Below are 13,989 nucleotides of genomic sequence, written 5' to 3' on the forward strand. Positions count from 1 at the left end.
CCTCCGTTGTCTACGTTCCCCCGAACAGCCTACGTGTCGGGACGGGCAACGACTCGCCTGGTCATCCGCCCTTCGGCAGGCTCGCCTCGGCCACCTCGGAACGTCGTATCGCCTTGTGGGCGAAGGCGTCCCGCAACGCGTACCAGCTGGCTTCGACGATGTTGCCGTGCACTCCCACCGTGGTCCACTCCCGGTGTTCGTCCCTCGACTCGACCAGCACCCGGGTCACCGCGTCCGTGCCCGAGGTGTCGGTGAGAATGCGCACCTTGTAGTCCACCAACTCCACCTCGTCCAGCCACGGCAGCCGGGGGACGAGGGCCGTGCGCAGGGCCGCGTCCAGAGCGTTGACCGGCCCGTTGCCCTCCGCGGTGGCGATGACGCGCTCCCCGCGCACGTGGAGTTTCACCGTGACCTCGGAAACCACCTGCCCGTCCGGGCGGTGGTCGAGCGAGACCCGGTAGGACTCCAGCTCGAAGGGGGCTCCGAAGGAGTCCCGGGGTGCCACCCCGTCCTCCGTCCCTCGGGCGCGCTGCTCGGCCAGGGCGAGCTCACGACGCAGCAGCAGTTCGAGGGAGGCGTCGGCCCCTTCGAACGACCAACCGTGCGCCTCCAGCTCCTTGACCCGCTGCACCGCGCCGGTCACCGCCTCCGGGGAACCGCTGAGGTCGAGCCCGAGCTCGGCCGCCTTCAGTTCCAGACTGGCTCGCCCGGCCATCTCGGTCACCAGCACGCGCATCCCGTTGCCGACGCGTTCCGGCTCGATGTGGTTGTACAGCTCGGGGTCCACCTTGATCGCGCTGGCGTGCAGTCCCGCCTTGTGCGCGAAGGTGGAGGTACCCACGTAGGCCTGGTGCGTGTCGGGGGCGAGGTTGGCCACCTCGGCCAGCGCGTGGGAGACCCTGCTCAGCTCACCGAGGTTGCCCTCCGGAAGGACCGGGATGTCGAGCTTGGTCTCGAGATTGCCGATCACGGCGAACAGGTCCGCGTTGCCGGCGCGCTCGCCGTAACCGTTGGCCGTGCACTGCACGTGGGTGGCCCCGGCCTGCACCGCGGCCAGGGTGTTGGCCACCGCGCACCCGGTGTCGTCCTGGCAGTGGATGCCGACGCGGAACCCGGTGCGTTCGACGACCTCCTCGACCGTGTGCGCCAGGCCGGTCGGGAGCTGACCGCCGTTGGTGTCGCAGAGGCAGACCAGATCAGCTCCGGCGTGCACGGCCGCCTCCAGCACGCGCAACGCCGTGTCGGAGTCGTGGGCGTAGCCGTCGAAGAAGTGTTCGGCGTCGAGGAAGACCCGACGTCCGTGCTCGACGAGGTGGCGCACGGTGTCGGCGACCATCGCGCAGTTCTCCTCCACCTCGGTGCGCAGGGCGCGCTCGATGTGCCTGCGGTCGGATTTCGCCACCAGGGTCACCACCGGCGCCCGGGAGTCCAGCAGCGCGGCGACCTGGGCGTCCTCCCGCACGGAGACACCCGGTCTGCGTGTGGCACCGAAGGCGGTGAGCACGGAGTGCCTGAGTTCGAGCTCCCCGTCCGCCGCTCGCTGGAAGAACTCGGTGTCCTTCGGCAACGCGCCGGGCCACCCACCCTCGATGAATCCCACGCCGAGCGAATCCAGTGTCCGCGCGACCGCGAGCTTGTCGGACACCGAGTAGGAGATTCCCTCGCGCTGAGCTCCGTCCCGGAGTGTCGTGTCGTAGACGTGGAAGGTGTCCGCGGACGGTGTTCCTGCCGGGCTGGTGCGGTTCACTGTCCCTCCCAAGGGGCGAAGTCCTTTCGGTCCTGGTGGCGTGGACGGGAGTTCGGTCTCGCGCGGAACAAAAAAAGACCCCTCGCGGCCGCGAGAGGTCTGCGCGTCGGGTGTCGAAACCGAGTTCACCCGACGCGCCCGCCGATAATGTCCCGTACGTGCCGGACCATGGGTACATGGTCGCACACGCCGCATCTCCACCACACAGTGGGCTCGGCTTCCCACTATGCGGACACCGGACGGGGCCCGACACGGGTCCGCGCCGGAGGGCTCCGGAGGAACCGGATCCGCGTCGGGCAGCCGTTCAGGCCTGTTGAACGACCTCCCTGGAGGAGACGAGCGCGGCCAACCGGTCACCGATGGCGTGCGTCGCGCCCGGGGCGGAGTGGTCCCTGGTGGCCAGGTCGAAGGCCACCGAAGCCTGCACCCGGCGGGCCGCCTCGGTGTAACCCACGTGGTCGAGCAGCAGAGCCACGGACAGCACCGCCGCCGTGGGATCGGCGACCCCTTGGCCCGCGATGTCCGGCGCACTGCCGTGCACGGGCTCGAACATGCTCGGGTTCCGCCTCGTGGCGTCGATGTTGCCGCTGGCGGCACGACCGATACCACCGGTGACCGCTCCGGCCAGGTCGGTGATGATGTCGCCGAACAGGTTGTCGGTGACGATCACGTCGAACCTGCTCGGATCCTGCACCAGATGGATCGTGGTGGCGTCCACGTGTTCGTAGGCCACGGTGACGTCCGGATACTGCAACGACAGCTCCTCGACCACGCGGGACCACAGCGAACCGGCGTGGCTGAGCACGTTGGTCTTGTGCACCAGGGTCAGATGTTTGCGCGGACGTGCGGCGGCCCTGGCGAAGGCGTCCCGGACCACGCGTTCGACGCCGAAGGCCGTGTTCAGGCTGACCTCGGTGGCGACCTCCTGGGGGGTGTCCTTGCGCAGCAGGCCACCGTTGCCCGCGTAGGGACCCTCGGTCCCCTCCCGCACGACCACCATGTCGATGTCGCCCGGGTCCGCCACCGGGCTCTGCACCCCCGGATACAGCCGCGCCGGGCGCAGGTTCACGTGGTGGTCGAGCTCGAAGCGCAGGCGCAGCAGCAGTCCCCGTTCGAGTATTCCGCTGGGCACCGACGGGTCGCCCACCGCACCGAGCAGGATGGCGTCGTGTTCACGCATCTCACCCAGTACGGACTCGGGCAGTAGCTCCCCGGTGTTGTGCCAGCGAGCAGCGCCCAGATCGTATCGGGTGATCTCCGTTTCGGGCACCACTTCCCCGAGTACCTTCAGCGCCTCGGCCACCACTTCCGGCCCGATCCCGTCCCCTGGGATCACAGCGAGCCGCATGCACACACCTCCCGAGTACTGCCCCGACTTGGGACTGAAACGTTGTGCGGCAGACTACCCCGTGCCGATCAACGCTCGGCACGCCGGACCCTCTGAGTGGACGGCATCTCCCGCACCGTGGGACACCTGATCGAGTGAATGTCCTTCGTTCGGACGACAGGCGTACCGACCACACACGAACGCGCCGGGGGTCGCCGCGTGTGGCGGCGACCCCCGGCGCGAACACCCTCGAAGAACACCCGGGAAGACTCCCGGAAGGGCTCACTCGAAACTGACGGTGCGTACCGTCTTGGCTCCCACCGCGGCACCGATCGGCTCCAGCACCCCGGTGTCCACCGGACGGTCCACCCGCAGCAGCATGATCGCGTCCGAACCGTCGAAGGTCTGACTGATCTGGGCGGCCTCGATGTTGATCCCGACCTCGCCGAGCAGGGTGCCGACCTTGCCCATGACACCCGGGCGGTCCGGGTACTCCAGCAGCAGCACACTGCCCTCGGCCCGCAGGTCGAAATGCCTGCCGTTGACCTCGACCAGCTTCTCGGTCTGGTTCGGGCCGTCCAGGGCACCGGAGACCACCCCGGTACGCCCGTCGGACAGCACCGCGCGCACCGAGACCACGCTACGGTGGCTGGCGCTCTCCGGAGCGGTCTTCACATCGATGTCCACCCCGAGGTCCTCGGCCAGCTGCGGAGCGTTCACGAAGGTCACCTGGCTGTCGACGGCCCCGGCGAAGAGCCCCCGCAGGGCGGCCAGCTGCAGGATCGAGACGTCCTCGTCGGCCAGCTCGCCCCGGGCCTCGACCGTGACCGAGCTCGGCGTGCTTCCCAGCACGGCCGAGAGCAGGGAGCCGAGCTTCTGGGTCAGCGGCAGGTAGGGACGCACCTCCTCACCGACGGCCCCACCCTGCACGTTGACGGCGTCGGGCACGAACTCGCCACGCAGTGCCTGCAACGTGGAGTGGGCCACGTCGGTTCCGGCGCGGTCCTGCGCCTCCACCGTGGAAGCCCCCAGGTGCGGGGTCACGACCACGTTCGACAGCTCGAACAGCGGGCTCGAGGTGGTCGGCTCGGTGCTGTAGACGTCGATCCCCGCTCCACCGAGGTGGCCACTGCGCAGGGCGTCGGCCAGCGCGTCCTCGTCGATCAACCCGCCGCGGGCGGCGTTGACGATGATCGCGCCCTGTTTGCACTTCTTGAGTTCCTCGGCCCCGATGAGACCGAGGGTCTCCGCCGTCTTCGGCAGGTGGATGGACATCATGTCGGCCCGCTGCAACAGCTCGTCGAGGCTGACCAGCTCGATACCGAGCTGGGCTGCGCGGGCGGCGGAGACGTAGGGGTCGTAGGCGATCAGCTTCGTGCCGAAGGACTCCAGACGCTGCGCGACGAGCTGACCGATCTTGCCGAGACCGATGACACCGACGGTCTTACCGTTGAGCTCCACACCACTGAAGGCGCTGCGCTTCCACTCGCCGCCACGCAGACTCGCGTCGGCGACCGCGACGTTGCGAGAGACGGCCAGCAGCAGCGCGATGGCGTGTTCGGCCGCGGAGACGATGTTGGAGGTGGGGGCGTTGACCACCATGATGCCGCGCTCGGTGGCCGCGGGGACCTCGACGTTGTCCAGTCCCACACCGGCGCGGGCGACGATCTTCAGCCGCGTGCTCGCGGAGTAAACCTCGGAGTCGACTTTCGTCGCCGAACGGACCAGCAGCGCGTCGGCGTCGGCAACGGCCTCGAGCAGTGCGGGGCGATCGGTGCCGTCGACGTGGCGGATCTCGACCTCGTCTCCGAATGCTTCCAGCACCGAAGGAGCCAGCTTCTCGGCGATCAGGACGACAGGACGGCTTGCGTTGGTCACGGGCGCGCTCCAGTAACAGAGGTCAGGGTCGAAGCAAAGGCACGCCATTGTGCCGGACGGTGCAGCAGTTTAACGCTGATATGAGAATCCGTTCACACAAGTGTTGGACGTATCACCGTAACGCCGGGGAACCCGACCCGGTCGGAAAACGGCGCCCCGGAGGCGCGTTCGCCGTGCGAACAGGCACGAACGGCGCACCCCCGAGCACTCCCCGTACGAAGTCGGGCCGTGCGAAGTCGGGGCAACCGACCGACTCACGGCTCGTCGAACTCGCCGTCCTTGGCGCCGGCGACGAACGCGTCCCACTCCTCGGGGGTGAACACGAGCACCGGTCCATCCGGGTCGGCGCCGTTGCGCATCCCCACGTAACCGTCCACGAAGGCGATCTCGACGCCCGGTTCGTCGTCCTCGTCGGTACTGGTGATCCACTCAGCGTTGCTGAAGTCGAGCTGATCCCTGATGTGCGCCTTGTCATCGACCGGCTGCGTTTCCTCGCTCACGGAGCGAATAATAGCGCCCCGCCACACCGGCCCGTCCAGCACGGTCGACCCACGAACGGAGGCGGGCCGCTCGTCCGGTGGGCACCCGACGAGCGGCCCGGCGGAACCGGCCTCTCAGTTCCTGGTCCAGGACATCAGCGACCGCAGTCGCTTCCCGACCTCCTCGATCTGGTGGGCGTTGCCCTCGGCCTGCAACTCCTTGAACCTCGGCCTGCCCGCCTCGTCCTCGGCGATCCACTCCTTGGCGAAGGAGTCGTCACGGATCTCGGACAGCACCTGGCGCATCGACTCCTTGACGTGCTCGTCGATGACCCTGCGGCCCCGGGTGAGGTCACCGTACTCGGCGGTGTCGCTGCAGGAGTACCGCTGGCCCGCGATACCGCCCTCCCACATCAGGTCGACGATCAGCTTGAGCTCGTGCAGCACCTCGAAGTAGGCGATCTCGGGCTGGTAACCGGCCTCGACGAGCACCTCGAACCCGGTCTGCACCAGCGCGCTGGTCCCGCCGCACAGCACGGCCTGCTCACCGAAGAGGTCGGTTTCGGTCTCCTCGGTGAACGTGGTCCTGATGACCCCGGCCCGCGCGCCGCCGATCCCGGCCGCGTAGGCCAGGGCGAGCTGCTGGGCGTTGCCGCTGGGATCCTGCTCCACCGCGATCAGGCAGGGCACACCCTTGCCGTCGACGAACTGACGCCGCACCAGATGACCGGGCCCCTTCGGGGCGACCATCGCCACGTCCACGTCCGAGGGCGGCTGGATCAGCCCGTAGCGGATGTTGAACCCGTGACCGAAGAACAGCGCGTCCCCGCTGTTGAGGTTCGGTGCGACGTCCTCGGCGTAGATCTGCCGTTGCTTGGTGTCCGGGGCCAGGATCATGATGAGGTCGGCCTCGGCCGAGGCCTCGGCGGGAGTGACCACCCGCAGCCCCTCCTCGGAGGCCTTCTCCCGCGACCCGGAGTTCTCCGGCAGTCCGATCCGGACGTCGACACCGCTGTCGCGCAGGCTCAGCGCGTGCGCGTGTCCCTGGCTGCCGTATCCGATGATGGCGACCTTGCGCGACTGCACCAGGCCGAGGTCGGCGTCGGACTCGTAGAAGATCTCGGTTGCCATGTGACTGTGTTCCTCGTTCCTTTCTCCGGTGTCCCGGTGGGATCACCGCACTGCGGTTGCCGTGATCGAACGTGCTCCGCGGCCGATGGCGACCATTCCGGACTGGACCATCTCGCGAACCCCGTAGGGTTCGAGCATGCGCAGCAGCGCGTCGAGCTTGTCCGAGTCCCCGGTGGCCTCGATGGTCAGTGCCTCCGGCGAGGCGTCGACCACCTTGGCCCGGAACAGTTGCACGGTCTCCAGCACCTGACTGCGCACCGAGGCGTCGGCCCGCACCTTCACCAACAACAGCTCACGCTGGACCGAGGAGCCCGGGTCCAACTCGACGATCTTGATGACGTTGACCAGTTTGTTGAGCTGCTTGGTGACCTGTTCCAGAGGTTGTTCCTCCACCGAGACCACGATCGTCATCCGCGAGATCTCGGGATGTTCCGTCGGGCCGACGGCAAGGGACTCGATGTTGAAACTGCGCCGGGAGAACAACCCCGAGACCCTGGCCAGCACCCCGGGAACGTTTTCCACCAGCACGCTGAGTGTGTGTCGGCTCATCGGCGCGCTCACCCCTCGTCGTCGTCGAACAGCGGGCGGATTCCGCGCGCCGCCATGATCTCGTCGTTTCCGGTGCCCGCCGCCACCATCGGCCACACCTGCGCGTCCTTGCCCACCACGAAGTCGATGACGACGGGTTGGTCGTCGATCTCCATGGCCCGCTCGATGACGCTGTCGACGTCGGAGGCGGACTCGCACCGCAGTCCCACCCCGCCGAGGGCCTCGGCCAACAGCGAGAAGTCCGGGATGCGGTGCCGGTGGGTGCCGAGGTCACTGTGTGAGTAGCGCTCGGCGTAGAAAAGGTTCTGCCACTGTCGGACCATACCGAGGTTGCCGTTGTTGATGACCGCCACCTTGATCGGAAGGCGCTCGATGGCGCAGGTGGCCAGTTCCTGGTTGGTCATCTGGAAACAGCCGTCGCCGTCGATGGCCCAGACCTGACGGTCGGGGGCCCCGGCCTTGGCTCCCATGGCGGCGGGCACGGCGTATCCCATGGTCCCGAGACCGCCGGAGTTCAACCAGCTTCGCGGGCGTTGGTAGTTGATGAACTGGGCCGCCCACATCTGGTGCTGCCCCACCCCGGCCGTGTAGACGGCCTCCGGGCCCGCCAGCTGCCCGATCCGCTCGATCACGTACTCGGGCGAGAGCGTCCCGTCGGAGGGCCAGTCGTATCCGAGGGGGAAACGCTCGCGCCACCCCGAGAGCTGTTCCCACCACTCGGTGAGATCGCCGGAACCGTGCTCGCTCTCGGCCTGGTCGACGGCCTCGGTCAGCTCGGCGATGACCTCCTTGCAGTCGCCGACGATCGGCACGTCGGCGACCCGGTTCTTGGATATCTCCGCGGGATCGATGTCGGCGTGCACGACCTTGGCCTCGGGGGCGAACCCGGACAGCTGTCCCGTGACCCGGTCGTCGAAGCGCGCCCCCAGGGCGATCAACAGATCGGCGCGCTGCATCGCGGCCACGGCGGGCACCGTTCCGTGCATACCGGGCATCCCCAGGTGGGAGGGGTGCGAGTCGGGAAGGGCGCCGCGGGCCATCAGGGTGGTGACCACGGGGATGCCGGTGCGGTCGACGAGTTCGGCCAGCTCGGCGGAGGCCTCCGCCTTGAGCACCCCGCCACCGACGTAGAACACGGGCCTTCTCGCCGTGGTCATCAGCCTGGCCGCTTCGCGGATCTGCTTGCCGTGGGGCTTGCCCACGGGGCGGTAACCGGGCAGCCGTTGCTCCGGGGGCCAGGAGAACGACGTGGTCAGCTGCTGGACGTCCTTGGGGATGTCGACCAGCACCGGCCCCGGGCGCCCGCTCGAGGCGATGTAGAAGGCCTCGGCGATGGTGCGGGGAATCTCGGCGGGATCGGTGACCAGGAAGTTGTGTTTGGTCACCGGCAGGGTGATCCCGCAGATGTCGGCCTCCTGGAAGGCGTCGGTGCCGATCAGACCGGTGCTCTGCTGGCCGGTGATGGCGACGACCGGGACCGAGTCCATGTGCGCGTCGGCCAGGGCGGTGACCAGGTTGGTGGCCCCGGGGCCCGAGGTCGCCATGCAGACCCCGGTCCTTCCCGTCACCTGCGCGTACCCGGTCGCCGCGTGTCCGGCGGCCTGCTCGTGTCGGACGAGCACGTGGCGGACCCTGGTCGAGTCCAGCAACGGGTCGTAGGTGGGAAGGATCGTTCCGCCCGGGATGCCGAAAACCACCTCGCAGCCCACGGCTTCCAGTGAACGGACCAGCGCTTGGGCGCCGGTGGCTCTGACGGGGGCGCCGTTGGGCGGAGCCGGTTTCGGACGCTGCCCCGAGGATGTTTCCGGGGTCGGATTCTGCCTGGTTTTGGCGCTGGTCATCGATTCTGCCTCGTGGTCGATGAATGGGGCCGGGCACGAAAAAACCCTCGCCGGCACGGGGCCGAACGAGGGTTGGCGCGTCGACGCTTCGTACTCCTCAGGCGTCGACGCGCCCGGGAAGTACGAGAATGTCGTTGATGCGCAGCATGGTGCGAACGTTAGTCCGAGCGGCGACGGAAGTCAAACCCACGGGAAGAACTTCCCACATAGTGGTCACAGATGGAGGCGGAGGTGCGGTGGACACGGGAGTCCGCGCCGTCGAACCACCCCCGCTGCCCAGGTGAGACCATCGAGGAATGAGCCAAGCCAGTACCCCGGAGCCGACGCCGGACAGCACCCCCCACGACTCCCACCCGCGACAGGAAGAGACGGAAGCCGCCACCGGGGGGGACAGCGACGAGCAGCGCACCGACTCCGCCCCGGAGGGCACGGACTCCGGGAGCGGGTCGGCGGAGGAGGACGCCCTGCCGGAGAACCCCCGCATGGTCTTCCGGTTCACTCGTGTCGCACTGCTGGTGATCCTGGTGGTGGCCGTGGGCATCAGCCCGGCGGCGATGGCCCTGCCCTGGTTGTCCGTGCTGTACGTGATCCCTCTCGGCCTGCTCTGCTGGATCTTCCGCACGAGCACGGTGGTCGACCGTTCCGGCGTGACCGCGCGGACGCTGTTCCGCACCCGCCACCTGGAGTGGTCCGAGATCAGGGCCCTGAGCCTGGACGAACGGCGCTGGGTTCGTGCGGTGACCGACACCGAGCGCGGGATCGTGCTGCCCGTCGTGAGAGTGCGGGACCTCCCCCGGCTGTCCGTGCTGAGTGGCGGGAGGATCCGGGATCCCCTGGCCACGACACCACCGGAGACCGACCACTCCTCCTGAACGCCGGCTAGTCTCTCACGATACGGACAGAGTCCGCATAAGGAGACCGCGAGACGAACCGAAAAAGCCCCAGAGTAGGCTCGTACTCACCGCGAACGTCACGACGCCCACAAGGCGCGACGAACTTCGCCGTCTCCGGCGACTTCCCACGAAGTGAGAGTTACCCCATGCCCGAGTTGCGTTCCCGCACGACGACACACGGTCGCAACGCCGCGGGCGCCCGCTCCCTGTGGCGCGCCACCGGCATGAGCGACGACGACTTCGGCAAACCGATCGTGGCCATCGCCAACTCCTACACCCAGTTCGTCCCCGGGCACGTACACCTGCGTGACCTGGGAGGGGTGATCGCGGAGTCCGTTCGTGCCGCCGGCGGCGTTGCCCGCGAGTTCAACACCATCGCGATCGACGACGGGATCGCCATGGGACACAGCGGCATGCTGTACTCGCTGCCCTCCCGGGAACTCATCGCGGACTCGGTGGAGTACATGGTCAACGGCCACCGCGCCGACGCTCTGGTGTGCCTGTCGAACTGCGACAAGATCACCCCGGGGATGCTCAACGCCGCGATGCGGCTGAACATCCCGACCGTGTTCGTCTCCGGAGGGCCGATGGAGGCGGGCAAGGCCGTGGTGGTCGACGGCGTGGCCCACGCTCCCACCGACCTGATCACCACGATCGCCGCCTCGGCCAGCTCCGAGGTGGACGAGGCCGGGCTGACCGAGGTGGAACGGTCCGCCTGTCCCACCTGCGGCTCGTGCTCGGGCATGTTCACCGCGAACTCGATGAACTGCCTGACCGAGGCCCTCGGCCTGGCCCTTCCCGGCAACGGCTCGACCCTGGCCACCCACCGCAAACGCCGCGACCTGTTCGAGGACGCGGGACGCACGGTGGTCGAGCTGGCCGAACGCTGGTACCGACACGACGACGCCACGGTGCTGCCGCGCTCGATCGCCGACAAGAAGGCCTTCGACAACGCACTCGCCCTGGACATGGCCATGGGCGGCTCGACGAACACCGTGCTGCACACTCTCGCGGCGGCCCGCGAGGGTGAGATCGACTTCACGCTCTCCGACATCGAGGAGATCAGCAGGCGGGTTCCCTGCCTGGCCAAGGTCAGCCCCAACTCCACCTACCACATGGAGGACGTCCACCGGGCGGGCGGCATCGCGGCGATACTCGGCGAACTCGACCGTGCCGGTCTCCTCCACCGCGACGTCGGCTCCGTACACAGCGCGAACCTCGACGAGTGGCTGTCCCGGTGGGACGTTCGCGGGAAGTCCCCGAGTCCCCGGGCGGTGGAACTCTTCCACGCCGCCCCGGGTGGGGTGCGCACCACCGAGGCGTTCTCCACCGACAACCGCTGGTCCTCACTGGACACCGACGCCGCGAACGGATGCATCCGCGACGTGGCCCACGCCTACACCTCGGACGGCGGGCTGGCCGTGCTGCGCGGCAACCTGGCTCCGGACGGGGCGGTGGTCAAAACGGCGGGCGTGGACGAGGAGCTCTGGCGCTTCCACGGCAGGGCACGGGTGCTGGAAAGCCAGGAACAGGCCGTCTCCGCGATCCTCAACAAGGAGATCGAGGCCGGCGACGTGCTGGTCATCCGGTACGAGGGACCCGCAGGCGGTCCCGGTATGCAGGAGATGCTGCATCCGACCGCCTTCCTCAAGGGAGCACGCATGGACCGGGAGTGCGCCCTGGTCACCGACGGGCGTTTCTCCGGTGGAACCTCGGGACTGTCGATCGGACACGTCTCCCCCGAAGCCGCCAACGGCGGAACGATCGGACTCGTCCAGGACGGTGACGAGATCCTCGTCGACGTGGCGAGGCGTGAACTCGAACTGCTCGTCGACGACGAGACGCTGGAACGGCGCCGGGCCAGGATGGACAGCTCCGAGCACCCGTGGCAGCCGCACGAACGGCAGCGGGAGGTGAGTACCGCGCTTCGCGCCTACGCGAGCCTGGCCACCTCGGCCTCGTTCGGTGCGGTGCGTTCCCTCGAGCGGTGAGTTCCCCGGTCGGCGTCCCGAGGGGAGCCGACCGGGTGTGCCACGGAACCGCTCAGCGCAGCCCCACCAGCACCCCGGTCACCACGGCCGCGGCCAGCAGCAGCCCCACGGTGCCGCTGAGCACCGGACGTCGGAACCAGACACTGCCGTTGTCCACGGAGGCCCTGCCCGGGCCGGTGAACAGCAGCCCCAACGCCACCGCTGCCACCAGCAGCGGATACTCCGCTCCTCCCTGCTCCAGGAAGAACCCGTCCCCCGCACGCAGCAGCACGGCACCGGTCGTCACACCGAGCACCCCGGCGGCGGCCAGGGGGGTGAACAGCCCGAGGACCAACAGAATCCCTGCTCCGAACTCGGTGACCCCGGTGACCGCGGCCAGCACCTCGGTGCGGCGGAACCCCGCGGCGGCCAGCACCTCGGCGGTGCCGTCGAGCCCCGCTCCCCCGAAAGCCCCGAAGAGCTTCCTGGCACCGTGGGCGACGAGCACCACCCCCAGCACCGAACGCACCAGCAGCAGACCGAGATCGAGGCCCCGGTGCCAGGCCGTGCCCTCCGGGACGGTGGGGAACTCGTCGTGGAACTCCAGATCCCCGCGCAGCGCTCCCGCCCCGGTGTCCCCGTAGGCCTCGTCGTCGTAGTAGTCGAGTCCGGTGGCGGCTCCCGTCCGGGGCGGGGCGACACCGAGGGGGTCCCCCCGCGAGGAATCGTTCGGTGACACGGCCCACCCGTCCTCGTCGGGCCGATCATCGTGGATGCGCACGCTGGCAGGCTAGGACATCCACATCGGAGCGTGCGACCCTTTCGGTGCGATCCGCGGGGTTCCTTCCGAGGGGGTGCCGCGAAAAGACCTCCTCCGGACCGCCCCCTCCACGGGGACTGACGGAGACGGTCCCCGCGGCGACCGGCGCTCGGCCTCACGTGCCGTGTTCACCGCGCAACGGCTATCGTCGGTGACCGTGGTGCTCCACTCAGGCAACCGAGAACCCCGCGGCCGCGTACCGGGCAGGTACGCGGTCGCCGGTGCCGTGCTGACCGCCCTCGCCCTCGTGGGGGGGTGCGCCGACTTCCCCGAGCAGCACCCGCGGAGCTGGCGGGACCAGCCCTCGCTGCGTCCCCAGGCCGGCCCGGAACCCCGGGTCGAGGGGGAGGAACAGGAACCGCCCTCGGGAGAGCGTCCCCGCTCCGGCCCGGAACAACCACCGGAAGGATGCACCGACCCCGACCCGGCCGTGGTCGCCACCTGCCTGGCACCGGTGGGTGCGGTGGCCGCGCTGCCGGGAGGGAACTCCGCGCTGGTGGGGGAACGCACCACGGGGCGCGTACTGCGGGTGCACGCCGAGCGCCCCACCGAGGAGATCGCCAGGATCCCGGTCGACCCCTCCGGAGGAGGAGGTCTGACCGGGCTCAGCCTCTCCCCCAGCTACGCCGAGGACGGTCTGGTCTACGCCTACGTCACCACCGAGACGGACAACAGGGTGGTGCGCATAGCCCCCGGGGACCCACCCGAGGCCGTGCTCACCGGCATCCCGCGCGGGCCCAGCGGAAACGGCGGGGCCATCACCGTGGGAGGTCGGGACTCGCTGATCGTCGCCACCGGCGACGCGGGCTCGCCGAAGCGGGCCTCCGATCCGGAGAACCTGGCCGGCAAGCTCCTGCGGATCGACTCCTTCGGCGATCCCGCCGAGGACAATCCCTCCCCGGACTCCCCGGTGGTCTCCGCGGGGCTCACCGCCCCGGAGGGAGTGTGCGCAGCCGAGCGCGGCAGGGCCTTCTGGGTCGTCGACCGCGGCTCGGACCGCGAGATACTCCACCGGCTCGTCCCCGGGGAGGAAACGGGTCCTCCCGCGTGGAGCTGGAGGGACAACCCGGGGGTCTCCGACTGCGCCACCGTGGGGGCGAGCCTGGTCGTCGCCCTGAGCGGACAACAGGCCGTCTCCACCATGCGCCCGGGTCCGGAGGGAACCTTCACCGGAGAGCCCCAGCGGGGGCTGGAGGACACCTACGGACGTTTCTCTGCGGCGGCGGGAGGACCGAACGGAATGCTGTGGCTGGGCACCTCGAACAGGAACGGCGGAGATCCGGTCTCCAGCGACGACCGGGTGATTCGGGTCGAGCCGCCCTCCGGAGGCGGAGGAGGCAAGGAGTAGCCCCGA

11 protein-coding genes are annotated in these 13,989 nt (G+C 69.1%); 3 read left to right on the forward strand and 8 right to left on the reverse strand.

Features of this window, described 5'->3' with window-relative positions:
- Positions 1 to 61: 61 nt before the first annotated feature.
- The 7 genes from cimA to CEP50_RS14550 all read right to left on the reverse strand — a co-directional run bounded on the left by cimA (position 62) and on the right by CEP50_RS14550 (position 8,952).
- On the reverse strand, positions 62 to 1,747 hold the full coding sequence (gene cimA / locus CEP50_RS14520) for a citramalate synthase (protein WP_106114495.1): 1,686 nt from the start codon (positions 1,745 to 1,747) through the stop codon (positions 62 to 64).
- A gap of 304 nt (positions 1,748 to 2,051) precedes the next feature.
- Positions 2,052 to 3,095 (reverse strand): 3-isopropylmalate dehydrogenase, encoded by a 1,044-nt coding sequence (locus CEP50_RS14525; protein ID WP_106114496.1) that lies wholly within the window; start codon positions 3,093 to 3,095, stop codon positions 2,052 to 2,054.
- Between the two features lie 261 nt (positions 3,096 to 3,356).
- Positions 3,357 to 4,952, reverse strand: a complete 1,596-nt coding sequence (gene serA, locus CEP50_RS14530) for a phosphoglycerate dehydrogenase (protein ID WP_106114497.1) — start codon at positions 4,950 to 4,952, stop codon at positions 3,357 to 3,359.
- A gap of 254 nt (positions 4,953 to 5,206) precedes the next feature.
- Positions 5,207 to 5,452: a DUF397 domain-containing protein gene (locus CEP50_RS14535; RefSeq protein ID WP_026449144.1), complete on the reverse strand. Its 246-nt coding sequence runs from the start codon at positions 5,450 to 5,452 to the stop codon at positions 5,207 to 5,209.
- 114 nt (positions 5,453 to 5,566) lie between these two features.
- Entirely contained in the window at positions 5,567 to 6,562 is a 996-nt protein-coding gene (gene ilvC, locus CEP50_RS14540; protein ID WP_106114498.1) for a ketol-acid reductoisomerase, read from the reverse strand.
- Positions 6,563 to 6,604: 42 nt separating this feature from the next.
- Positions 6,605 to 7,111, reverse strand: coding sequence for an acetolactate synthase small subunit (ilvN, locus tag CEP50_RS14545; protein ID WP_019854921.1), 507 nt, complete (start codon positions 7,109 to 7,111; stop codon positions 6,605 to 6,607).
- A gap of 8 nt (positions 7,112 to 7,119) precedes the next feature.
- Positions 7,120 to 8,952, reverse strand: coding sequence for an acetolactate synthase large subunit (locus CEP50_RS14550; protein ID WP_106114499.1), 1,833 nt, complete (start codon positions 8,950 to 8,952; stop codon positions 7,120 to 7,122).
- 296 nt (positions 8,953 to 9,248) lie between these two features.
- On the opposite strand from CEP50_RS14550, the gene CEP50_RS14555 reads away from it, so the two are divergent.
- Entirely contained in the window at positions 9,249 to 9,824 is a 576-nt protein-coding gene (locus CEP50_RS14555) for a PH domain-containing protein (RefSeq protein ID WP_106114500.1), read from the forward strand.
- 167 nt (positions 9,825 to 9,991) lie between these two features.
- Positions 9,992 to 11,836: a dihydroxy-acid dehydratase gene (gene ilvD, locus CEP50_RS14560; protein WP_106114501.1), complete on the forward strand. Its 1,845-nt coding sequence runs from the start codon at positions 9,992 to 9,994 to the stop codon at positions 11,834 to 11,836.
- A gap of 52 nt (positions 11,837 to 11,888) precedes the next feature.
- On the opposite strand, the gene CEP50_RS14565 is transcribed toward ilvD, so the two are convergent.
- On the reverse strand, positions 11,889 to 12,596 hold the full coding sequence (locus tag CEP50_RS14565) for a DoxX family protein (RefSeq protein WP_258175256.1): 708 nt from the start codon (positions 12,594 to 12,596) through the stop codon (positions 11,889 to 11,891).
- Positions 12,597 to 12,792: 196 nt separating this feature from the next.
- Between CEP50_RS14565 and CEP50_RS14570 the strand changes: the two genes are divergently transcribed.
- Entirely contained in the window at positions 12,793 to 13,983 is a 1,191-nt protein-coding gene (locus CEP50_RS14570) for a PQQ-dependent sugar dehydrogenase (RefSeq protein WP_258175258.1), read from the forward strand.
- The last annotated feature ends 6 nt before the right edge of the window (positions 13,984 to 13,989 follow it).

The organism is Actinopolyspora mortivallis (assembly GCF_003001495.1).
Taxonomy (GTDB): Bacteria; Actinomycetota; Actinomycetes; order Mycobacteriales; family Pseudonocardiaceae; genus Actinopolyspora; species Actinopolyspora mortivallis_A.